This window comes from Anaerolineales bacterium (genome assembly GCA_030583885.1).
In the GTDB taxonomy this organism is placed as follows: Bacteria; Chloroflexota; Anaerolineae; order Anaerolineales; family Villigracilaceae; genus Villigracilis.
In genome coordinates, this window is the sequence record CP129480.1 from 4337225 (window position 1) to 4359848 (window position 22624).

Below are 22624 nucleotides of genomic sequence, written 5' to 3' on the forward strand. Positions count from 1 at the left end.
TGGGTTGGAGTGCTTCCTGTTAGGAAATGGAAATACGTTGTTGGTTCAGATTTCTAAACTTACTTGACCTTGTCCTCAATCTGTCTGTATACATCCCTGCCTTTTTCATCATGTTTGATTGCCATGATAAACAGGGCTTTGTTATTGCTTGTTTCTTCCCATTTCTCGCCGATATTTTTCTTTTCCTGGGAGGCTTCTATAAGATGTTCGCCTTTATATTCGACGACCAATACTCGCCCATCATTTAGCAAGGCAACAAAATCGGGGTAGAAAAACTTCCCACTGGAGAGGGGGAAGCGGAAAGCCCAAGTGTCATGGACCAGGTTTCGTACCCAATATTTAACTTCATTGCTTTGGTCAATTGCTTTGGCACATTCTAATTCCTCATCAGTGTCGAAGGAGCCAATAACGTTACCGTAATAGTGTTTATTGAATTGATAGCGCCCGTGGTAGAAATCGCTGGCAGGATAGCTATTCGGATCAAACTTGAAGGAATAATCATAGGTTGTTTCTGCGGTGGTGTTATCGCCAAACAGGAGCGCCTGATAGTTGGATTTGCTGTCTTTGACTTGGTATTCCTTGATCTTGGCAGCCATAGCTTTGATCAGTTGGAAACGGGCACGCACCAACGTGACAAGCGGGATACTTCGCTCATCAAGCAATTGTTTTAGGGTTTTGCGGGTAAATTCCAGAAGGTTTTCGGGGCGGATGTTTGGCTGTCTCAAACGTGGTTCAAGCCAACGGGTGAGTTGCAAATCAGTTAGCCCGCTTTCGGTATCGCTGAAATCAAGCGGAAGTTGTTTGCCTAAAAACTTATAGGTGAGTCTTTCACCTTTGATGTCAAATTCATAGGTAGAAGCTTTTTCTTCGATCTTGAAATCGTCTTCGGTGAGTTCGGCGGGATAGTCGAGAATATTCCAGAGATGATCGTCCAAAACGTATTCAGCTAGTTCTGGTTCGCCATCCTGAAACAGAGTCAATTGGGGAACAAGGAATGGTTCACCCCGTTCCGCTGGGGAGAGAGGGCGTTTTGGAAGCTGGCGATATTGCGCTATGGTTTGAGCGACTTTGGGACGATCTTCTTCCTGGACAGATGCAATAATCTTCTTTTCCAGTTCGGGAGTGACATTTCCTGAAACGCGAAGAAGAAGGCGGTTGTCGCTGCCTGTTTCGATCTTGAGTTGTGATTGTTCCACCAAATCAAACTTCGAGAGATCAGGTTCTTCGGTGAGGATGAATACAACGGGTTCCTGCGGTTTGAATGTGACAGGCTCGGTACTGACCGGGAGTTGTACCTGTGTGTACTGTTCAGCTTCCAGTTTGTCGAAGCCCATATCCACAAGACAGTCTTCCATCTGTTCAGCGGCTTTTGTCCAACTGGTGGAGGAAACATGTGCATAGGCGCGGTTCAATTCGGTGTGGACTCTTTCACGGGCGTAGGGCATACGCAGCACTCGTCCTAATAATTGTTCCACATCCTTTTTGGAATGGACCGTTGCAACCGAACAAAATACATAGGCGAAGGAACAATCCCAGCCTTCTTTTAGAGCTTCAATGGTGATAACGGCTTCGATCTTGTTGTTGGGATCGAAGAGATTGACACCATCCAACTCGCGCTGTGTACCTGTAGCAATGGCAATACGTTCACGTGGAATATGGCAGGTTTCCATCAGGAATTTTTCCACCACATCCACGGTGACTTCACGACCTTTTTCCTCTGCCTGGATCAGGACAATCGGGCGGACAAAATCGGGTTCTTTGGCGGCGATTTCTGCAAGTTTGTTGCGGGTGAGGATTGCATCCTGAATGGCTTCACCCCAGGTTTGATGTTCGGTCAACACGATTGGCAGTTTGATCATTTGCTCGTGTTTGAGTTGAGAGGCAGATACGTTATATAGAATATTACTGTTTGGTGTTGGTGTGGCGGTGAACTCAAAAACACAGGCAGGCTGGATGCGCTCAAACACTTCGTGCATGAGTTTTGACGCAGCGTTCTGCGACTCATCGATGATGACCAGTGGACGGTGAACCGTCAGAAGATTGCGGAAGGAATATTTTGGTTTTCCTTTTTCTGCGCCTTCCTCAATGGTATCCAATCCTTCAATCCCTGCTGGCAGGTTAACGAAGTGCGGTTCAAGGTGTTCGTTATGGGCATAGACCTTGCGACCGTCTGTGTCTTTGACGCGAAGGCTGGCAAATGTGCCGACAACAACACAGGCGCGGTCACGTAAATCCTGCGGGCGGATCTGGGTGAACTCGCTTATATCCAACACCTTAACCTGCCCTTTGAAAGCATCCATCAAGGCTTCACGGTTGGGATGGTTGGGTTTCTTGAGGGTTTCAAGCGTCTGTTGGCGGATGACGTTGGTTGGAACCAGCCACAGGATTACAGGATATTCATCTTCAAGGTAGACATTCGAGGCGATGGAAGCGCTACGGGCTGCCATGTAGGTTTTGCCACCACCTGTTGGGATGCGAAGACAGAGATAGGGAGTCTCTGGCAGAGGAGGCAAAGGCTTGTAGGTGCGAGTCAACCCCAAGTCGCGAATGATGCGGGCGAAGCCATCCGCTGCTCCATGAACGCGGGCTACTTCGAGGTAGTCCTTCAAAATTCCTAAAGCGGTTTCCTGATATTCTTTGCGTTGGAAGGTCATATTAGCGCGCCTTTATATCGTATGGGACTTGCTTGAAGATGATGTTTTCGCGTGCCAGTCGTTGTGAATTGAAGGTGGTCAGTTCGCCATAGATCACCTTTTGTCCTTGATACGGCGGAAGACTGGCGAGGATCTTGCCCGTGAGGACATTTCCACCGTCTTTGGATTTATCGCCAAGGATACCGTTATAGAGCAGGTAATAGGCAATGCCATTGTGAACGCCAAGCAGGGGAGATGCCTTTTTGCTTCGGATTTCCAGCGGTGTATGGGTCTCTGTAAACCAGACATGTGCCGCCAAAGTGCGGAACCTGACAGAGGGGTTGATCTTGCCCTCTTCGTCAAAGATGGATTCACCAAGTTTGTAGAAATGGAACCCGCCTCCGCCTTGCCAGTTGACATCTTCGGTGATGCCGCCTTGTTCGCCGTCCACTACTTTTTTCAAGCGGGGTACACAATGGGTTATGGCATGATCTCCCATTTCAATTCCGATATATCGTCTTCCCATTTTGTGGGCGACAGCGGCAGTTGTACCTGAACCAAGAAAAGAGTCTAGAACTAAATCGCCTGGATTGGTTGCAATCGCGATAACACGTTGCAACAATCTTTCCGGTTTAGGAGTTTCAAATGCGCTTTCTTTACCAAACAAAGAGTGCATTTCTTTTTTTGATTCATCGGTATGTCCCACTTCATCACTTGTCCACCAAGTCCAAGGAACAAAACCTTCTATTTCATTAGCATACCGAATAACGTTTGGTTGTGAATTTCCGTCTTTTCCAAAATAAATACGTCCAGCACTTAGTAATTTTTGGTATTCGGACTCAATCATGCTCCAACAACGCCCCTCAGGTGGATAATGTACGACTCCGGTTGGTGTGGTAATTGGATACATCTGATTAGGTCTATACCCTTGTGCTGTCATTGGAATACCGCGCCAAGGACCATTAGGGTCGTTATTTGGATTTTTATAGACTTTCAATTGTTCTGATGTAGGTGGAATCTTATTTCTGGTAATTTTGAAAACATCCGGGTCTTTTGCGTAAACCACGACATATTCATGAACATCGCCAATAGCACCACGATTTTCTCTTGAATAGCGTTTTTGCCACACGTTACTGGCAATAAAATTCTCTCTTCCAAAAACTTCGTCCAATAATATTTTCAAATAATGAGCTTCAGAGTCGTCGATTGAAATCCAAATCGAACCATCATTTGCCAATAAGTCACGCAACATTTCCAATCGCGGGTACATTGTACTTAGCCAAATTGAATGTTCTAAGTTGTCATCGTAATGTTCAAAAGCACTTCGGGTATTGTAGGGAGGATCAATATAAATACACTTTATCCGTCCTGCAAAGTAAGGTAGCAAGGCTTTCAAGGCTTCAAGGTTGTCACCTCGAATGAGCATATTTTCAGCATTTGGGTCGCCGTAGGAAAGCGTTTCGTCCGCTTCAAGGAGACGATAGGGTACTCGGCTTGATGTTTTGCGTGCTTCTTCGTCATTGAGCCAGTGCAGAATGGGCATTCCGTTATCTATCCTTTTGAGTTGCGGATTGTTCGCCGTTATCTACGACTACATCCAGATATTTTAATTTCATTTTTTGGGCGGCGGCCAGCCTGTGTTGACCGTCAAGTAAAAAGAAGTCGGGGTTCACCATAATGGGGAACCAGGCACCGATTTCAAAATTCTCAATGATGAAAATGACGTCAGCCCAGTTGATTTCGTTTTGATGGGAAAACAAGGCTTTATCAACCTTGATTTTATCAATTGGGACTTTGGGCATGATAACCCATCTGCCATTGAATTCAGGCTTGGCGTACATGGATGTCAGGTATTCAGGAGAAGGAATATAGGTCTTTTTCATTTCCCTGCCGACAGGGTTTATTCTTCCAGCATGTCCGCTATGAATTGGATGACATCGGGCTTGTCTTTGTTGTCTCTTAGAAGTTGAACCAGGGCGTTTCCGATGTAGTATCCCTCTTCAATTCCATACTCGTTTTCAGGGATAAAGCACTGGAAGCGAAGCACCAAGGGTTCCTGTTCAGAGTCGTCAAAATCATTCTTGGGTTCGTCCATTTGTTCCTCGTTTGGTCTCCAGAAAGCAAGTATAAAGGTAAATTGGCAACTGGAATAATGGTTTTTGAGGAAAATATTTTAAAGTATCCCGCTACTTGAAAAGAATGTAATCTTATACAAATACCCCCTTGAAAATAAGGGATATCAATCTTTGTTTATATCCACAAAACAATACCCCTCCATAAAATATCCCTCCAGGATTTCCCCGTTATCTGTTGGAAGGGGTGTTGATTCAATAATCTCCTCGCGATCATCAAAGTAGATCAACAAAACAGGATAATCCCTTTTGTTCATTTTTGTATTTGCTTCAAGGAACCTATAGTCATATGGCGAGGCATCCAGCCATGCTGAAACCTGCTCACGCGTGAAGCAGACATTAGCCCACCCATTCCAAAGAGTACCATCCGTATATCCTTCAACGATATTTTCCGGGTCTTCGTCGCCATCGATGCTGAATTTTGATTTATACATTGTGCAATCTCCTTTCCCCAGGATACCAGGGTGATTACTGTTTGTCCAGGGAAATTCGGAAAATCATAAATCCCTTGGGGATGTGTTGGATAACAATTAAGTTTGTAAAGACTTTACTAACTTCTTCACAACCTGCTCCGGGCTGGCAAGCTCGTGTTCCCAAATACGAAGAACTTTCCAATGCTCCCGTCTAAGCGTTTTTACGACAACACCATCACGCACCTTGTTGCCCAAAAGTTTCTTCTCCCAAAACGCCTTATTATTTTGTGGCATATTGAAATGTTTTGGACACATATGCCAAAAGCAACCATCCACAAACAGGGCAACCTTTTGTTTTGGGAACACAAAGTCCGGCTTTCCAAATAAATCATAGTTTCTGCGCCAGCCCGAAATATGATGTTTTTTCATGATGCGAATCAAAGCAAGTTCCGTGTCCTTGTTTCCCCTGCCCCTGATACGGGACATTACCTCTGAGCGTTTTTGCTTTGTGAAAACATCAGGCATGATTTTTCTTGCGCATTTTCTGCAGAGCATCGTAAACAATCCCTGCAATTTGCTTTGCCAGAAGTGGAGGAACGGCGTTACCAACCTGGTGGTATTGTTGGGTTCTGGTTCCCTCGAAAAAATAGTTGTCTGGGAATGTTTGCAGGCGTGCAGCTTCTCTAACTGTCAGGGAACGACATTGAAGAGGGTCATAATGAATGTAGTAGTGTCCATCTTTACTGATGTGAGAAACTACAGTTGTGGAAGGCTTCCCTTTGACCTGAACTCTAAAGCGGTCATTGAAAATGGTTTCACCAACTTTGGTCTTGATGTTCTTATGCTTTGGGAGCAAGGCTTTCGGAAAATCGTCCAGAGTCGGAGAACGTTTATTGATTTTTGCAAAAACTGCGGCAAAAAAATATCGTTGTAAATCTTTTTTGATGTGAGTCCTTGATTCGTGATTGCATACTCCATCAAGAGATTTATCGATATACCAATCAAATTGATACAGTTTGGTTGATGTCATGTTTGCTGGTAGAAATTGACCGCCAGTTGTCAGGGTGAGATTAATTTTCGAGGCGTTTTCGTTGAGAGCCTTCTTCAGTTCTGGGGAAAGCTTTGTAAACCATTGTCCAGCTTGCACGATGGATTGTATTGCTGTCCTCCACTTTTCCGGGGTGTCGATTTCCTTTGAGAGTCCGCTTCTCAGTTTTGGAAGATCACTTATTACCTGATTAATTGAAACTTTCCCAGCTTTATCAAGAATATCCGGGTCTGAAGAATATAAATCTGATCTAATCCCTAAAATAATGACCCTATGTCTGGCTTGAGGAATGCCATATTCCTCAGATCGAACAACAAAATCATTGGCTTCCAGCTTATTATCTGTTTTCTTTGTAGAGCATGAAAACAGATGGTAAGACAAAGGTTCCTCTGTCCCTTTCCTTTTTGCCCTGAGTGGTCGCTTTAAATCCTTGATTATTAAATCAAATGTGTTCTGCTTGTTGGTTTTTGTTCTTGTTGCAGATAGCAAGCCTTTTACATTTTCCATCACAAATACCGGGGGCTGATGATCCGCCAGAATTCGCAAGTATTGTTTATAAAGGTGATGACGGTGATCTTGCGCATATTTCCAGGGATTTTCTCCACGCATTCGAGAACGTCCAACCAATGAATATGCCTGGCATGGCGGTCCACCGATTAAGACCCAATTGGTTGCCCCATCAAGGGCTTCTGAAATTCGAGTTCTAACCTTCTTTACTGGTTCTTCTCCTAAAGTTGCCTTCCACGCCTCTTTTTTTGCTGCTAGGGATTGGCGTTTGTATTTTCCAAATAATTCTTCCCTGCTAATTTTATTCTTTAAATAATCATAATACTCTGGCGGGATGGTATCACTTGAAAATTGGCGGAAAAATGCCCTTAATTCCAGCGTCTTATGTGCGAACTCATCCATTTCGACGGAAAGTTTGATTTTAAAAATTGGCTTTCCTTCCTTATTTTTAAAAGATGAAAAGCCCTCCCCCAAACCTCCGGGACCGGCAAATATGTCAATTACAGGAATAGGTGTTGTCATGTTATTTGCAGTATTACAATGTCATTCTGTTTATCAGTCAAACGCTAGGATGATTTATCAATCCTGATCAGATATTCTCCGGTAAACAGTTTATCTAATGTGTTTGCAATTACTTCAGCAGTTTGACCACTGACTACGAGGGCCAATTCATGATTGGTCAAAAGCCCTCGTCGCGATAGATTGGATGAACCTACTATTGCTGATTGACGATCCGCCACTATTACCTTTGCATGTAAATCCTCGACATCATTACCTTGAAAATCATACAAATGAAAATGAGGGTAAATGGAATTTAGATTACTCAATCGAGCCACCACTTCCCCTGGCTGTTGACCAAGCTTGTTGACAGCAATGCGAATTAGAATACCCTTTGAAAGAGATGTTTCAAGCCAATCCAGAAAGTGGTCTGCTGCTCCACTAATTGCATAGGATGTGATCAAGATTTCATTCTTGGCTTCCCGGAAAAGTTTCTCCATTGATGTTTCAATAGAACCAACACCTGAACCCATCCAGGCAAGACCACTTACTACAACTGATGTTTGATTTTTCATGGCAGGTTTTGTAGTAATAGATTCCGATCGAGACGCATATTTCGATGTTCGCATGATGTTTCGGAAATTAGGCTGCAAGCGTAACAGGCGGCACCATTATATTTTCCATATCCAAACTGCTCCTCTCCGCAGAGTGGGTCATTTGAACAGGCATCAATATTCCTTAATGCGCCACGTATCACTCTTTCAAACTCGGGCACAAGTGCAATCAACCCGCCCAATGTTCCATCGCCACCAGGCTGGGCAGTGTATAAAAGAATCCCGCCATTTGCTGCTCCATTGGATTCATTTACATCAATAAAAACACGTTCTCTTATAGCAGCCGATGAATAACCAGAATCCACCGACAGCGCGTTGATTATCCTGTGAGCAAAGGTATGCCACCAAACAAAAACAGGGTGAAGCTGGTTGCGATCTTCCCCCACCAGTGTTCGATTGGTGAATCTGGCGGGATTTCTCCAAGCGTCGCTCCAAATCTCAAACGCACCTCCCGAAAGTTGCAGGTTGTTTTGAGGATGGTTCTCAATATCCAAATCGATGAATATGCCCTCGCCAAACAATTCAACCCCAGGATACCAGTTTCGACCATCATTTGTGAAGGATGTATTAACAACGGCAGAATTTAAAGGATCCCCGCCTGGAACGCGGCGATAGCCCGTTTGGACCATCACAACTCTTAAACGATTAACTGGGGTAATTCTGAGTTGCCGCCCACCATCATATTGAACAGACCGGACGTTACTCTGAACAACTTCAAATTGTGGAGGTCTGCCTGGCTGGGATGAGGGTTGAGGTGGGTGACCATTTGTTGCTGCCTCTTTCAAGGCATTGAATTCTTCAAGTCTTAAGGTGTGTACATCGGCTGGCAGGCTCCCTGTAACCGTATCATTAATTGCCGACAAAAGAGTTTGTTGATCGTATAACTGAATCTCATCAAACACTGATTGAGGTAGGCGATTCCTGGAAACCAGATTTCTTAAAACAACCATGAAATCATTTTTTGTTGCGGGAGTGTTAACAACAGCTAGGGCATCTTGAATGGCAGAAATTTCCAGCAGGCGATGCAAGCTTGTTGCGCGTGGCGGTATTGTCAATGCAGTCTGAATTTCAGAAATTTTGAGGTTCGCCGCACCGCGCTGTAAGATTCGCGCGTCGGCATTGCATCCGGATCTTATGGGTTGTGAGCCTGAGACTGGTTCTCTTTCAGGAAATCTTCCTGAGCATCTCCATGTGCGGGAGTATGCAACTCCAAGGTTTGTTGACCGATTGCAATCTGGGCACTGGATGGTAATATTACGAAGCGCACCTCCACCTCCTCTCCAAATTAAAAAAGACGGAGTGCAGCCTGAATTACCTTGATGGACCACTCCAATCCAATCTACATCATCCAAATGTCCTTCCGGGCAAGCCATAACAAAACGAATGGCCTGCCTATTGGCTTGGGACCAGGCATCATTTGCAGATGCCAGCTCATTACATTGTGGACAGGCCCTGCTATTGCCTTGAGTCTTTCGATATAAAATTCTATGTCTTACACACAATGACCAGGAAGGGAACCGTTTGGTATTGTATATATATTTGCTTTCAGTTTCTCCTAATTCAGCATTGGATGGCAGCCTTACAATGCCGGCTCCGCCAAGTAACGATTGCGACAGCCTTTGATCAGTGATTTCGAAGTCTTCGGGTCTCCGCACGCCAAACAGTCCGGAGCGATCAAGTGAAGGAATTATCTTTGGTCCTTCGGGACCTTCGAGGATTGAACCAGGTCCATAGGTGGTTACAAACTGTGAACGACGTAAACTTTGCGCCATATGTTACACCTTAAATCCTGTTGTCTCTTCCACATCACGGAGTGATTGTGGAGCATTTTCAAATGCTTCCTCCAGGCGACCACGATGTTGGGCATCCCCCAACACTACATGGCGTTGAGGTTGCCGCAGCACTGCTGGTTCATTATAGACAAATTGATCTGGATTCGGATAAAGGGCGGCAATTGCCCTCCATCTATCCAATTCTGATGCCGTTTCATTATTGGTAATACCCGGCACTGGTCTGCGCCCAACGGGTTGGATGATTGACCTTTGTTCAAATAATTCTGGAATTATCATCACTTCAGGGTCAAACCTTGCAGATGCCATTCGATTTGCCAGGGAATGAAAAGTACTTCCTATGCGTTGTTGAATCCGCCATTGCTCATGAACACGGATTCCATTCAGAGCCTTCGCTTGACGTAGAAGGACAACAGCTAATGGACCCAAAGACCGCTCCCGCGCTCTTGGAGAAAAGGGAGCAACTGTTACCGGTTCGACATATCGATATAGCGCACGATGATAACCAGTAAAGAATTCATAGTGGTCAAGGTCCCGCGGCCTGCTTGCACGGAAAAAGCTGACCACCAGTGCGCTTGTTTTACGACCTACACGACCAGTGGCTTGAATATAGGATGATGTGGTTTTGGGTTGACCATGCACGACCATAAGGCTGAGACGATCCACATCCACTCCGGTTCCAAACATCGATGTCGCAAAAACGGCATCTTGGGCATTTGGCATCGATATTTCAAGTTTTTGCAACAGAACAGGAAGATTCATTGAACTGGCTCGACTGGAGAGTTCCAGCCTTCGTGACTCATCAAGAACCCGTGCTCCCATGCCGGAACGGCTCTCCATTCTTTCCGGGATGTCCTGCCTGTATAGTGATAGCGCCCCGGCTAATTCACGGGTGGCATTGAAATATCCTACAAGTGTCCAGAAAGGATCTATTTCATTGATGGAAGTGCTTTGTGATAGATCAAATGATCCCTGCAACAGTGATGACCAAATACGGACAATTGGGGTTTGCGCACCTTTACCCGGTGCGCAAACAGCTGCATACAGCCTGCCCGGTTTTCTTGTATCAAGAGGATGGGCTTCGGTTCCAGTGGCAAAGAACCGCTCATCTGAGGAAACTGCAGATGGCGGGAATTGAGTTAGTCTTCGATTGAAAAGCGATTTCACCTGAGCCTCAGCTTGACGAACAGTTGCTGTGGAGGCGATATATTTGGGAAACACAAACCGTTCGTCAATAATTCTTTGACTAAGCATATCCACTGCCGTTTCGAATAACCCAACCATGCTACCTAAGGGACCTTCAATAAGATGTAATTCATCTTGAAGTATTAATTCGGGTGGCGAAAATGGTGGAACTCCTCGATGTAAAGGATTTCCAACGGCACGACCGGCAGGATGATCTCGAAGACCGGTCTGTTGGGAGCCGTCCGATGGAGGACACCATATCCGGTAATATCCCCATCTGCTGTGATAATGTGTTACATTCCCAAAAAGTGATGCCGCTTTGGGTTCAAATGCTAAACGCGCAAATTTGTCGACGGTTGAGATAACAAGAGATGGGCATCTGTGGTAAATCTGGTCATCCACGGTAAAAGCAGGAATGGGAATCCGAGTTGACCACTTTTTGCCTTGTTCCAATCGGAATGGTTCTGGAATATCCTGCCATAAAAGGCCATCGGTTAAATCAATGACTGGATCTGGTATACGATTGGGATTTGGAGTAGTGGATACCTGTCGTCGGACATTTGTCCGGGAGCCCTCTCGTTCCCGAGGTTCCGGAACCTGTTCCGCCCAAAGCGACTGATTTAGGTCGCAATTCGGATTGGGGCAGAAAATATCAAAGTCATTTTGTTTGTAACTACCTTGGTTTGTGGAATACTTCAAAATAAAATAGCCCGGACGCGATGGGCGCGCGGATTGTATTTGTGCATTACCGCCCAATGCAGGTTTGATGGATTGCTCCCACCAATCATCAACGTTTAGAGACGAAAAAAATGACCCGTCGGGTATTGTAAAGTTAATTGATATGGTGCGATATGTTGGCGATTGGTGCGAAAAAATATTAACTGAATTAATTACCAGAGATGGTATGGGACGACGGGGTGTTAGCATGCTTATTGGCGGAATTGTCGGGTTCCCGCCTTGATAAACAAAATGTAAGGTGAATTCCCCTGCTCCAAGTCCTTCGTCAGAGATGGCTAGCGGTGTCTGGCAACAGGGACAGTTTGTGACCTGTGCTGGTTCACCTTCCACCTGTAAGTTCCTTCTGACTTGTTGCACATACCTGGCAAGCTCTGCATCAGGCCCATCATAATCTGGACGCAATCCGCGCAAAATATCCAATGCACCAGCTATCATCATAAACCCAGTTCCCCCCGGCACAGGCATTGGACCAATGCTCATCATGCTATTTGGCGTTACTCCGCCACCCACCCATAACCCGGCTGAAAAGCGGATTCCACCCCAGATAAGGTTGTCTGTTTTTTGACATCCATGTGGGCGCCAGCCAATAGTGCTGCCTCTCCCTGCTCCCATCATTCTGAGGGTTTCACATGCTGTAACCACCCCTAATGCTCTTCGAAATTGTTGTATTGTGAGTAGCCGTAGAGTGTAACGTGATAATACGCCAACTCCAGCGCCCGTTCGATCTTGTCCTGGACTGTCATGTTTGGCGCGCAAACGTCTAAGTCCCAATACGAATGCGGATAAACCCAAGTATGCCTCTGTCTTACCACCACCTGTAGGAAACCATAGTAAATCACATATGTCTCTATCAGGATGGAATGGATTTGCAAGTGATGGAATATTCAATAAAATAAATGCAAGTTGAAAAGGTCTCCAAGCTAGGGATCTCTGGAGATTTTTCCATCGCGCTTGCATATCAATGGCTTTGTTGGCAAAACAAAACGCCAATCTGGCATCTTCATCTGAACAAAGAATTTCTATTGCTTCCTGGATACGTGATGCCACCTGGTTACATTCTTGAAGATGAGTTCTGGCAACATCCTGATATACAGCCTCAAGTCGATTAAGTTCGCTTTGTTGTACTTGCAGCCATGCCTGATAGCCCTCGACTAAAGGTTGCAGGGCCGCTCTGACTTGATCAGGGTCCCATGTTTCGGCTAATACTTCTGGTCTCAATTCGGGTGGTCGTCCATATTCATTCAGCCAATCCATATCAGGCGTTTGAATTAAATAGATTGGTATTAATTCGGAGCGCACATCAGCAGGTGAATATTTTCCTCTCTCTGATTCAGTAATGGTTTCTGAATCCGTCCATACGAAAGGAGCCTCTTGTGGGCGGTTGGTCAATTCAAAGGGACGTTCAGGATCAATTTCTTTCCACATCGCGCCGCACATATGTCCGCGCGCAAATGCCGTGCGTTGACGGTATAGCAAAGCAAGTGATAATTCTTCTTGTTGATTATCAAATGGTTGCGCATGGGATTGAGTATGATTATCGTCAAGATGTCTGACAGGAACTAATTTTGTGCCGTTAAGTATATGAGTCCGCAATTGCGGTTGAAAAAGATATTCGCTTGTGGTTGGGTGTTCACCAACTATCTGTGTAACATTTATCAGGAAAATGGAGACTTTCCAAACCCCCGGAATTAATTGTCGGGAACGAATATGCAGTCTTGCCCCTGCCCCTGCGGTTAGATCGATGGATGCTTGTGAAACATCGAGACTGCCGCTCAAATAGCCTGATGGATTCCGATGCCAACCATCCTGTTCTAAATAGTATCTTGACCAAGTTGCACAAACTTCAATTTGCGGAATGCCATCTTCCGCCTCCAGAGTAAATGATACGCCAATAGATCGCGGTAGTGCCTTGGGGTCCAAGGCGGGTGCAAATACCCCGGGGGATGCTACATAACCTTGCGAGTCTTGATCCTCTTCACTGCTGGTCTCTTCTATGATTTCGTCAATGTTATCTTCAATTCTTTCGTCGGTGCTGGATGCTGTAACCGGTTCTAACACACCTGTAATATATTCAGTCCGCGGATCTTGTTCTTCCGGCAGGATTTCGTTGGGTCCATTTCTTGGGCCAATGACCTCACGATAAAGTGCAATTAACATATCATTTCTAGTTGGCATCTTTTCCTCTCCTGCGACCGAAGTTGTTTTTATCCATAATGCAAATGAGTTATTTCATGATGGTTGAAATAAACTCCACCTCACCGAATTATATGGCAGGTAGTACCTATTCAACTTAGTGGTTAATTGCAATGTTGTGGATTATACAACATCATTAAACTTCCCCCATTCAATAACTGGAAGCTTTCCAAACTTCCGCACATTTCCTATAATGACCGCCGTATCTTGTGCTAATTGATTGCACGCCCAACGAACTGAATCTTGTACCCACGGTGGGCTTATTTGGGTGTACACAAGGCGGGCGCCTGTCTCTTGGCAGAATTTCAGAGCGGATGCCAACCGTATCCTAGTTATTTTTTCTATTTGTTTTCTTTTCTTATGTTCATCCCCAATCTCCAACCAGAATAATGTCTCGAAACCTTGAATCCGCCCCCAAGCAAGCGCATCAGGGCGCACAAATATTTCAGGAAGTTGCACTTCGGTCCATCCCGTCCATATTTCAACTTGTGGGTAGGCGGATCGTAGCCATGCCGTCCACCTGCGGGAATTCGTCCTATGGGACGTCCCAATTAAGTGCGGATTCAATTCCTTTACGCCGCTAAAATCCACTCCATTTGATGCCCCCCAACTGCGTAAGGCAACGGATACTCCTTTGCGAGTCGGATGCCACATCCAGTACGGATCCATTTTCTTCGGCTTCGACTTGTCTTTTTGGAACTGCTCGCCAAGTTTGAATACCACCATTTTGCTCTTTTGAAGGTTCTGCAAAACATCATTGGTTACTGTTTCAGGAAGACCCGCCAAGGAAGCGATCTCCTCCTCAATCCCTTTCCGGCTTCTTGCCAAAACCTGGAGACATTTCAACTCTTCGCGAGAGAAACTGGAGAACTCATCGTCCACCTTGGGAGGATGATGGAGTGAAGAAGAAAATAATCTTGGACCAAAAGAGAAACTGCGATAATCCGGTGTCTTGTCTTTTGAAGTGACAACATATGGAATGGAAAACCCGGATGTCATGGATCGTTTGACCTCCATCAGGTACCATTCCCCGGGAGATGTCACACGGATCCAAAGAGACGCGCCGGGTCTTTTTTTATCCAACTCGGCAACCAGGCGCTGCAAGAGGGGATGAAAGTCAAATGGTGGCAATCCATTCAAGGCGTCAATATCGAATATGAAGGTGTCGGTATAACCGCCCTCATATTTCAGGCTGATCCAATCGGAGAAGGTTACATCACCCAATCGAACTTTCATGGACTAATCCGAACATCCAATGTTGATGTACTCATCAACCGTAAAATAGTTTTGTGGGTTGAGCCAGACGGCACTTTGTTCGCCCGTCTTCTGGCGAATGCCGTAATGTAAATGCGCGCCGGTGCTGTTACCGGTGTTGCCGCTCAATCCCACCACATCGCCGTAGTTTACGATTTGCCCCTCCACTACCTGGATGCTGCTCAAATGAGCCAACCAGACCTGATAACCATTATTCTCAACCACTACCAGATTACCCCACGGACCGTTCGAGCCAGCCCACACGACCTTGCCTGCGATGGTTGTATGAATCGGTGTGCCTTCATTCACGGGAAAGTCACTACCAGTATGGGTCTGGTAATGTGGGTCTTGGAACTTACATCCTAATAATGGCTTGTCATAGATATCACTCCAATGTGGGATGGGACCGATCAGGGGCAAGCCATAGATCTCTGAACCGGGTCCAACATAGCCATCGAAGGGAACAGCGCTCATTCCGGATGGAAGTGAATTGCCATACGAACCGTTGTCGCTGGTCTCCGCATACTGGGGGATATCGAACAACCACTGTTCAACACCAGGCTGCGCCCATGCCGGGAGTTGCGGAATGGTCAGAACCACCAGCATGACATAACCCACCACCAAAGCCGCCCCGCATAATAACGGGGCGGTCATCAAGACAATGGAAAACCGGAAGAAGCCTTTCACTACAAGACCCGTCCCAACCGATCCAGGCGGATCTCGCCCTGCTGTCCGGCTTGCAAGCCCATCGAGGCTTCAATGGACAAACCGTTGCGGATCATGCGCATCGAGAGCCAGTAGGAAACACCTGAGCCGAGGATTACAGGAGATAGAAAAAGCGGATTACCAGAATACAACTTCCCAACCTCGGGAGTGGTGACGGCAATCAATACCAAAACAGCAGGAGGGAAAAGAGCAAGAAAACGCGCCTGCCATTCGACACCTTTGGCGGCGGCACGCGCACGGGACAGCACTTCCACAACCGTCCCAAGAGTCTTTCGCAAGGAAGCCACCAGCGGACCGATCTCGATACGCCCTTCGATGGAAGCTAATAATGAAGTAGCGACAATGTCCACGGCGGGATTGTCCCAGGCGGTTGTCCATTCGCGGACAGCTAATGCCGCTTCATCGGCGGGTGCAGTCCGTAAGCGCACAACTAAATCACCCAGCACCATCCTGCCATCCGGCCCCACTGCTTGCGCCGCATCATTGAGCGCATCACCCAATGGCTTGCCTTGTGAGAGCAGAGTCTCCACTACACCCAAGCCACGTAAAATATCCTTGGCCTGCTTCAAGCGAAATTCCTGGCGTTTGTCGGAAAGTGTTCCTGCGTACAGCAAGCCACCTGCGATGGCAAACAGGATCGCAGGAAAGACTCCGAGGAATATCCCTCCCGCCAGTCCACCACCGACCCACGCCAGAAACCCATACGCAATCTGGTTGAACGCCAGTCCTGTTCCAGTCTGACGCGCAAACTTCTCTGGATCGAATTTCTTCTTCGGTTGCGCAATGCCCATCGCGCGTGCCATGCCCGCTTCATCCACGGTGCGACGCCAGCCAAAGGCAATCGGGATGGTTGCCAGCGCCAAGGCGCCAATGATTGAAATCAACGTGATCATATTGTTATCTCCATGTAAACCAGAATGCGAGTTCCTGCGCACCACCGTTTGCCAGCCAGACAGCAAAGTAAATTCCCACGACTCCCAACAGGACGGTCAACAACGGATAGACGCCGACCTCGTTCCAAGCAAGATCAATGGGACGCATGGTTGGTCCTGCCGCCTGTGGTTGATAGTGAGGAACAGGATGTTCGCGCTCCATCTTTGGGCGCTGTACCTTTTGTTTGGGCGGAGATGGATCGCCTTCTGTTCTGCGAGTGGCTGCCTGTTGGTTGACATACTGCCGGGTCTGCATTGAATAGCGAAAGCGACGCGTCAACCAGACTTCAGGCGGGACGCGGTCGGGTCCAAGGCGCAGCAGAGCCAGCGCCATGAAGGAGACCAAGACCAGAAAACCGATCACCACCTTTCCGGTGAAAGATAGCGGAAGGAATAAACATAAGACAGCCAGCAAAGCACCGGCGCCAAGAATGCCAAGATCGCGGTCGTTGAACATGGCGTTCCTAGAATGGGGGCTTGGGTTGGAAGTTCTTCAACATCTCACCCAACTGCGGCAGAAAGAGGAAAGCGAACAACACAATGATGACCAGACCGACCACTCCGATGATCGCCATCGAGGTCATGCGGCTGCCGCCGAATGCCATACCCGCTGTGCCTTGCAGAATGAAATATAGGCCGCCGAGTAATGCCACGACGATCAATAGCCCTGCCATGAATGCCCAGGCATCACGGGCAATCGCCAGAATTTGTTCCATGATGGGATCGAACATAAATATCTTCTCCTTTTCGTTATCAACAAGTGCCAAGAAACCAGGCTGCCAATGGAATGGCGGCGCTGGCGAGGATCATGCCAAAGAGCGCTTCACCAGATTCAATGAGTGCATTGGTGAATGAGGATGCACCGCCAATCGAAGCGGACAACATCGTCGTGAATGCCGCTTTCAACATGCGTAAAGCAGCCAGTCCACCGATCAATCCAGAGGCAAGTGTGCCCAATTCACTGATCGGTCCACAACTGCCTCCACCTGGCAGGGTGGACTGCAAAGCGCTCACGATCTGCGGAATTCCAAGGAAGGCAAACAAGCCCAACACCAGAATGGAAATCAGCGCAGATATGGATTCCCACACCCAAAGATTCGCGCCTAATACAGAGGCGGAACTCACGCGCAACATCTGGGCAATACCCGCCAGCAGCGCGAAGGCGACAAATGCGCCTGCCAGGGCAACCCAGGCTTCGCGCAGGAAGGTCAATAAAAGGGATGTGACTTCACTCATGACAATGCCATCGGATTGTGTTTATGGAATTCCGCTTCGAGCGCGGGATAGAAACGTTCGCCCCAGAATTGCATGGGCCAGCGTCGTGCCGGTCCGGTGCGATCTTTGAGGGTTAGGACTTCCAGCGGAGCGCAACCGCAATCGCGGACATCGCCGGTGCGGTTGACCACCAACACACGGTCCGCTTCATAGGGAACTCGTTCGTCGCCCAGGAGAGCAGACAGATCATCGCCATCGTTGAAGCGTTCGGATTTCAAGGCGGCAGCCGCAATGATCGCCCAACCATGATGACGTGCCATCTCGCGTAACGCGGCGGCAGCTTCACCACTGCGGCCCTCCTCATTCATCATGCCAGTTAGCCCAACGACTGGAACACGATTGAGATAATCTACGGCAATCAAAGCAGGTCCTTTGACAGGGAAGGCGTAATCATGGATCAACATGTCTTCCAACGCGCGTACGGTATCCTCACCTGAGTTGAGCGACAGCAATACTGCTTCACTGGCGCGTGCCAGGGCTGCTTCCACAACGGGTTGTGATGGTTGCGTATGAGGTCCACCGGTCATTGCCTCTGTTTGCAGAAACAGGCGAAAACGCAATTCCTCCGGGGTGTGTTCATAACAGCCAATGGCAGATGGAATATGCAAGCAGGCGGACTCGAAGATCATCCGCAGCAGCCAGGAAGTCTTTCCTATTCCTGGCGCTGCGGCGAGCAGGGTCAAGCCGCCGCCCCAGAAGGACAAACCAGCGAAGACACCAAAGGGAGTGTAGGGCTGAGGGTTGCCCAGAGTTCCAGAGCGCGGCATGGGGTCATCTTATTCAATTGTGGAAGGGGGATGTGTGCTCGTGTCGCTATGGAGTCGGTAGGAATAAACGCAATAAGAGATAGACGATCAATCCAAGCAACAGACCTGGCAGGGCAGGGATGTTCCCTTGTTGTCTGCGTATCCAAAGCCTGCGCCAGAGTTCCAATCCCAGAAGAGACAGCAATACGGCAGGTAAAGGAAAAAGACAGGCAAGCCCGCTAATCGCAAGCAAATCTGCCCTGCCAATGATGCCCTTGCGATACCCATATCCGGTGAACAACACTGGCCAGACAGGTGGGTAAAACAACAAGGGTATGGCAAACCAACCGGATAGATTACGGAAGATGCTCCACAGACATGCCAGCAATACGATCCCGGTCTGAATGGGTGTGGCGGGAAATGTCAAAAGGATCGTTCCTAACAGAAAGACTTCAATCCCTGGAACCAGGCGATAGCGCAGGTCGGCATAGCTGAATATGGAAAAGGAGACCAGCGCAAAGGTCTCTGCGAGGGTCATGAGCGATCCTCTTCATCCCTGGAATTTGGCATGAATGTAAGTATCTCTTTCACCCGTGTTGCGTTTCCGATTTCAGAAGCGCGCATCAATGGATCGCGCGCTGTCATGATCTCTTCCGAATGATCCAGGTAGGCTCTGGTCATCTGTGCTGTTTCCTGTGGGTACTGAGCAGCGAAAACATTTGGGTCCATCCCATGTTGAGAGATGTCCGCGGACATGGCTTGAAATCCCTGCTGGAATTCCTGGGGAGAGCCGTTGAAGTTGGATTGAATGGAGGCATTCACCGATGGCGAGAAACCAAAATCATCCGAAGGTGATGAGGGTGGGGCGCCATTGAAGCGTTGCATCCGTTCCCCCAACTCCGCCTGTCGCGCCGCAAGTTCATGTCCATGTGCCAGCGAACGATTATAGGCGGCTGGGGCACGCAATCCCATCGCTTCAAGATTTCCGGCTTGTTGTGTTAATTGTCCCGCCGCATTGAGATGACCCATCGTGACTTCCGCGCCGGTCAGTCCACTCGTGGCAGTAGATGTTGCAGATGCGCCCGCACCTGTCGTGGCTCCTGCCGCGCCAACCGCACCAGCTCCCGCCGCTCCCACACCGCTGGCAGCCAGCATCCCGATGGAAATGATTTGTTGCGCTGCCTTGATCATTCCTCCGAATGCATCCGCTGTGGTGGAGATAGTCATCTTGCCCAGGATGCCTGCCAGTGACAGCAACAATCCGGTTGCACCCCACAGCCAGACGACACGCAGAATGGCGGACAACAACCCCTGCTGACCCATCCAAGTACTGGCTGCCATGCCTGCCTTGAAGACTCCACCTGCCACAATAGGCAGAAGAGCAATCAAGATCACTGCCTTCATCCATAGGGAACGCAGCCAGGTTGCCTGAGGCAACACGCTCGCAATAGCAAGAGGTGGAGCGAGTACAGCAAGAATAAATAGAACGGCATTGGCGGACGCAAACGCAAACAACATCCCGCCGATGGCGAGTAACGAACCGATGGAAAGACCGATGTTGAGCAGGCTGCCCAAGAAGGTTTGATTCGCAAGTCCCAACAATATGGATGTTGCAGTGGTGTTCTCTACAAAACTGACTGCCAAGATACCAGTTTCCCCGATCACTTTTCCAACCATCCACCACCCGAGTCGGACGATCAGATCAAGGAATGGACCGGAGGCAATCGCCAACACACCAGCCGTAACCCAATCCCCGACCACACGCAATCCGCTGTCATCATCACCGAGTAGCCTTCCCCAGTGATACAGCGCCAGTCGTAATAGGAATAAAGCGGGCGCTAATGCCGCCGCAACCGGCAAACTGGATTGTGCCACTGTACTGTAATCGTCTTGGCTGGGAGCCTGTATAATCTCGCCGATCACGCTGGTCCAGCGCGCCACTTCCTCGCTCATGGCGCGCACTTCCTTGTCGGCGGCTTTATCGAAGATGCCCGCCAGGGCTTCGGAGATGGTTTCGGCGGGGAAGATGAGGTGATTGAAGATCTGTGAGATGGTGGTTGTGGTATTTCCTCCACCTCCCGTTGGTGGAGTCGGCGTGACTGTGACCGTCACAATGGGTGTGGGAGTCAGGAGCAGGTTTGCGTTGGAGGCATACACTGGCGTGGCAGACATTGTCAATCCACTCAGGAGCAGGACGGCAAGGAAGATCGTCAGGATGATAAGGATGCGAAGTTTTTTCATAAGTCCTTCAGGGCATGTTGGGAGATATAGTTCCTTGTAAAGCACAATTGCTGGTATCCGCATTGTTTGCAGATCGAAGGTTGCCGCAGGGCGTTCAAGGGTGGATGCGGACCCTTCTTCGCAAGGTTGGACAGGGACTCCACCGTTTTCTCCAAATCCCTATTGGCCAGGAGTTGATCGAAATGCTTCGCTTCGCCGGTCTCCCGATCCAGGGCAACGATGGCAGGCGTGTTGGACCAGGGTTGTTTTCCCAGGGTGGTGCAGCGGCTTAGCAGGGAAAAGCGCAGTTGATCCTGTTCACCATTGGAGACGAGTGAACCAATCTTGGTTTCCGTGACATGTCCCACAGGGATCTGCCAGACCCAGGTATCGAATTGGACAGGCAGACGTACTCCAGGCAGGGTCAGGCAGACTTTCTCCGCATTCAGGCTGTAGCCAGCGTCACGTCCGATCAGCATCGCGGCACGCCAGTCCTGGGAGAGGAACGCCCAGGTGCGAACGTAAATAAACAGGTTGCGCCAATCCCCGCCAAGATGATTGATCGCATTCTGGGAACCATACCGGCGATTCATGGCGATATTCCCGCCGCGAAAGAGGGGCATAAGTTCCGGGGCGCGAAGATTATTATGTTGCCTTCTATATTCCTCCACTTCGCGGATGTAGGTTCGAATTTCCTCGATCAAAGAGTCAAAGTCATACTTGATCAAGAATTCGAGCAGAGTCCCACCGGATGATAGATCTTCGAGGGATTTCCAGACGGGATCGAAGGGCGGGGTAGGGTCGGCGCCCACCAGCCACCAACGTGCAGCAGCGGGACAGAAGGTATAAACCAGCGCAGAAAGGATGGGATTCCCGCGTGCGTTTTTGGGGTTGAGCATGGCAAGGAAGAGATCAGTGTACATGCCAGACCATCAGGAGAAAGGGAATCGTTCGCCAGGCGGCGGGGGATTTCATGCCGGTGAGGGATTGCTTCTGAAAGAATCTCCAGAAGAACTGAATGATGCTGGTGATCAGGAAGGAAAGGAATACAAGCAGGATCAGGGATGGGATATTGGAATCAGGTAAAGCCCAAAGAACTGCCATCCAGAGTTTGACATCCCCGGCGCCCATCCATCCGCTTGCCCAGGCGGAAAGCAGCAGAAAACATGCCAGCCACAAATCCATATGTCCGGGGAAATGCGCGATCATGCCCGCAAGCATCAATGGATAGGTAGCCCAGTTTGGGATGCGCCGGGTGCGCAGGTCATACAAGCTCATAGCCAGAAGATAAAAAAGCAACCAGGTCATTGGTTGTTCATGATATAGAAATAGATGGGTGGGTATGGGGAAAGTGTCGCTTTTGAAAAGTGACAGCCAACCTTGACAATGGATGTTTTGTTGTAATTTGTGTAACCTAACCCATAAGTTTGCCACGGCTGGAAACATAAGTTTGCCGCTTCCAGCCTTTGGTCAATGACAAAAAGTAGCGGGGTGAAGGACGGACTGGAAGGATAATTTTGCCGTAAGTAAATTCTGGAAGCATAATATTGCCAGAAGTAAAGGGCTCATGCTCGGGCGATACCACTATCCTATTCTCTCTATTGTTAATGCATTAAGGAGTTTATTTATGGAAGAGAGTGAATAAGCGAATTGAAACAGAAGCAACTCTCAGATTGGAAAGAAGCGGGATGAAAATTGATGAAATTGTATAACGTAAATC

Annotated in this window: 21 protein-coding genes; all 21 read right to left on the minus strand. The window is 48.2% G+C overall.

Features of this window, described 5'->3' with window-relative positions; genetic code table 11:
• Positions 1–59 precede the first annotated feature (59 nt).
• Complete coding sequence (locus QY332_21765) at positions 60–2654, minus strand: DEAD/DEAH box helicase family protein (protein WKZ36239.1); 2595 nt, start codon at positions 2652–2654, stop codon at positions 60–62.
• A 1-nt stretch (position 2655) separates the two neighbouring features.
• The gene (locus QY332_21770; GenBank protein WKZ36240.1) at positions 2656–4176 is read right to left on the minus strand and encodes a site-specific DNA-methyltransferase; all 1521 of its coding nucleotides are present in this window, start codon (positions 4174–4176) and stop codon (positions 2656–2658) included.
• 4 nt (positions 4177–4180) lie between these two features.
• Positions 4181–4516, minus strand: coding sequence for a ParB/RepB/Spo0J family partition protein (locus QY332_21775; GenBank protein WKZ36241.1), 336 nt, complete (start codon positions 4514–4516; stop codon positions 4181–4183).
• Positions 4517–4533: 17 nt separating this feature from the next.
• Complete coding sequence (locus QY332_21780; GenBank protein WKZ36242.1) at positions 4534–4728, minus strand: hypothetical protein; 195 nt, start codon at positions 4726–4728, stop codon at positions 4534–4536.
• A 144-nt stretch (positions 4729–4872) separates the two neighbouring features.
• Positions 4873–5199, minus strand: coding sequence for a hypothetical protein (locus QY332_21785; GenBank protein ID WKZ36243.1), 327 nt, complete (start codon positions 5197–5199; stop codon positions 4873–4875).
• Positions 5200–5295: 96 nt separating this feature from the next.
• Positions 5296–5703: a very short patch repair endonuclease gene (locus QY332_21790; GenBank protein WKZ36244.1), complete on the minus strand. Its 408-nt coding sequence runs from the start codon at positions 5701–5703 to the stop codon at positions 5296–5298.
• Positions 5696–7255, minus strand: coding sequence for a DNA cytosine methyltransferase (locus QY332_21795; GenBank protein WKZ36245.1), 1560 nt, complete (start codon positions 7253–7255; stop codon positions 5696–5698). The genes QY332_21790 and QY332_21795 overlap by 8 nt, the downstream gene beginning before the upstream one ends.
• A 44-nt stretch (positions 7256–7299) precedes the next feature.
• Entirely contained in the window at positions 7300–7806 is a 507-nt protein-coding gene (locus tag QY332_21800; protein ID WKZ36246.1) for a phospholipase D-like domain-containing protein, read from the minus strand.
• The gene (locus QY332_21805) at positions 7803–9617 is read right to left on the minus strand and encodes a DUF1998 domain-containing protein (GenBank protein WKZ36247.1); all 1815 of its coding nucleotides are present in this window, start codon (positions 9615–9617) and stop codon (positions 7803–7805) included. Before QY332_21805 ends, QY332_21800 begins: the two co-directional genes overlap by 4 nt.
• Before the next feature lie 3 nt (positions 9618–9620).
• The gene (gene drmA / locus QY332_21810; GenBank protein ID WKZ36248.1) at positions 9621–13733 is read right to left on the minus strand and encodes a DISARM system helicase DrmA; all 4113 of its coding nucleotides are present in this window, start codon (positions 13731–13733) and stop codon (positions 9621–9623) included.
• Between the two features lie 141 nt (positions 13734–13874).
• Positions 13875–14987 carry a hypothetical protein gene (locus tag QY332_21815; protein ID WKZ36249.1) on the minus strand — a complete coding sequence of 371 codons (1113 nt, stop codon included), beginning with the start codon at positions 14985–14987 and terminating at the stop codon, positions 13875–13877.
• A 3-nt stretch (positions 14988–14990) separates the two neighbouring features.
• Positions 14991–15692, minus strand: a complete 702-nt coding sequence (locus tag QY332_21820; protein WKZ36250.1) for a M23 family metallopeptidase — start codon at positions 15690–15692, stop codon at positions 14991–14993.
• Positions 15692–16624, minus strand: coding sequence for a hypothetical protein (locus QY332_21825; protein WKZ36251.1), 933 nt, complete (start codon positions 16622–16624; stop codon positions 15692–15694). The genes QY332_21820 and QY332_21825 overlap by 1 nt, the downstream gene beginning before the upstream one ends.
• A gap of 4 nt (positions 16625–16628) precedes the next feature.
• A complete protein-coding gene (locus QY332_21830; protein WKZ36252.1) occupies positions 16629–17120 on the minus strand; it encodes a hypothetical protein in 492 nt (163 codons plus the stop codon).
• Positions 17121–17127: 7 nt separating this feature from the next.
• Positions 17128–17394, minus strand: coding sequence for a hypothetical protein (locus QY332_21835; GenBank protein WKZ36253.1), 267 nt, complete (start codon positions 17392–17394; stop codon positions 17128–17130).
• Between the two features lie 22 nt (positions 17395–17416).
• On the minus strand, positions 17417–17899 hold the full coding sequence (locus QY332_21840; GenBank protein ID WKZ36254.1) for a hypothetical protein: 483 nt from the start codon (positions 17897–17899) through the stop codon (positions 17417–17419).
• Positions 17896–18705: a DnaB-like helicase C-terminal domain-containing protein gene (locus QY332_21845; protein ID WKZ36255.1), complete on the minus strand. Its 810-nt coding sequence runs from the start codon at positions 18703–18705 to the stop codon at positions 17896–17898. Before QY332_21845 ends, QY332_21840 begins: the two co-directional genes overlap by 4 nt.
• A 46-nt stretch (positions 18706–18751) precedes the next feature.
• Entirely contained in the window at positions 18752–19222 is a 471-nt protein-coding gene (locus QY332_21850) for a hypothetical protein (GenBank protein ID WKZ36256.1), read from the minus strand.
• Positions 19219–20925 (minus strand): hypothetical protein, encoded by a 1707-nt coding sequence (locus QY332_21855; GenBank protein WKZ36257.1) that lies wholly within the window; start codon positions 20923–20925, stop codon positions 19219–19221. Before QY332_21855 ends, QY332_21850 begins: the two co-directional genes overlap by 4 nt.
• On the minus strand, positions 20922–21827 hold the full coding sequence (locus QY332_21860) for a hypothetical protein (protein ID WKZ36258.1): 906 nt from the start codon (positions 21825–21827) through the stop codon (positions 20922–20924). Before QY332_21860 ends, QY332_21855 begins: the two co-directional genes overlap by 4 nt.
• Entirely contained in the window at positions 21817–22212 is a 396-nt protein-coding gene (locus tag QY332_21865) for an A24 family peptidase (protein ID WKZ36259.1), read from the minus strand. The genes QY332_21860 and QY332_21865 overlap by 11 nt, the downstream gene beginning before the upstream one ends.
• Between the last annotated feature and the right edge of the window lie 412 nt (positions 22213–22624).

What these genes read in the sequence shown, in the direction of transcription:
- QY332_21765 (WKZ36239.1), bottom strand. Translation starts at nt 2,654, where the DNA reads ATGACCTTCCAACGCAAAGAATATCAGGAAACCGCTTTAGGAATTTTG.
- QY332_21770 (WKZ36240.1), bottom strand. Translation starts at nt 4,176, where the DNA reads ATGCCCATTCTGCACTGGCTCAATGACGAAGAAGCACGCAAAACATCA.
- QY332_21775 (WKZ36241.1), bottom strand. Translation starts at nt 4,516, where the DNA reads ATGAAAAAGACCTATATTCCTTCTCCTGAATACCTGACATCCATGTAC.
- QY332_21780 (WKZ36242.1), bottom strand. Translation starts at nt 4,728, where the DNA reads ATGGACGAACCCAAGAATGATTTTGACGACTCTGAACAGGAACCCTTG.
- QY332_21785 (WKZ36243.1), bottom strand. Translation starts at nt 5,199, where the DNA reads ATGTATAAATCAAAATTCAGCATCGATGGCGACGAAGACCCGGAAAAT.
- QY332_21790 (WKZ36244.1), bottom strand. Translation starts at nt 5,703, where the DNA reads ATGCCTGATGTTTTCACAAAGCAAAAACGCTCAGAGGTAATGTCCCGT.
- QY332_21795 (WKZ36245.1), bottom strand. Translation starts at nt 7,255, where the DNA reads ATGACAACACCTATTCCTGTAATTGACATATTTGCCGGTCCCGGAGGT.
- QY332_21800 (WKZ36246.1), bottom strand. Translation starts at nt 7,806, where the DNA reads ATGAAAAATCAAACATCAGTTGTAGTAAGTGGTCTTGCCTGGATGGGT.
- QY332_21805 (WKZ36247.1), bottom strand. Translation starts at nt 9,617, where the DNA reads ATGGCGCAAAGTTTACGTCGTTCACAGTTTGTAACCACCTATGGACCT.
- drmA (WKZ36248.1), bottom strand. Translation starts at nt 13,733, where the DNA reads ATGCCAACTAGAAATGATATGTTAATTGCACTTTATCGTGAGGTCATT.
- QY332_21815 (WKZ36249.1), bottom strand. Translation starts at nt 14,987, where the DNA reads ATGAAAGTTCGATTGGGTGATGTAACCTTCTCCGATTGGATCAGCCTG.
- QY332_21825 (WKZ36251.1), bottom strand. Translation starts at nt 16,624, where the DNA reads ATGATCACGTTGATTTCAATCATTGGCGCCTTGGCGCTGGCAACCATC.
- QY332_21830 (WKZ36252.1), bottom strand. Translation starts at nt 17,120, where the DNA reads ATGTTCAACGACCGCGATCTTGGCATTCTTGGCGCCGGTGCTTTGCTG.
- QY332_21835 (WKZ36253.1), bottom strand. Translation starts at nt 17,394, where the DNA reads ATGTTCGATCCCATCATGGAACAAATTCTGGCGATTGCCCGTGATGCC.
- QY332_21840 (WKZ36254.1), bottom strand. Translation starts at nt 17,899, where the DNA reads ATGAGTGAAGTCACATCCCTTTTATTGACCTTCCTGCGCGAAGCCTGG.
- QY332_21845 (WKZ36255.1), bottom strand. Translation starts at nt 18,705, where the DNA reads ATGCCGCGCTCTGGAACTCTGGGCAACCCTCAGCCCTACACTCCCTTT.
- QY332_21850 (WKZ36256.1), bottom strand. Translation starts at nt 19,222, where the DNA reads ATGACCCTCGCAGAGACCTTTGCGCTGGTCTCCTTTTCCATATTCAGC.
- QY332_21855 (WKZ36257.1), bottom strand. Translation starts at nt 20,925, where the DNA reads ATGAAAAAACTTCGCATCCTTATCATCCTGACGATCTTCCTTGCCGTC.
- QY332_21860 (WKZ36258.1), bottom strand. Translation starts at nt 21,827, where the DNA reads ATGTACACTGATCTCTTCCTTGCCATGCTCAACCCCAAAAACGCACGC.
- QY332_21865 (WKZ36259.1), bottom strand. Translation starts at nt 22,212, where the DNA reads ATGACCTGGTTGCTTTTTTATCTTCTGGCTATGAGCTTGTATGACCTG.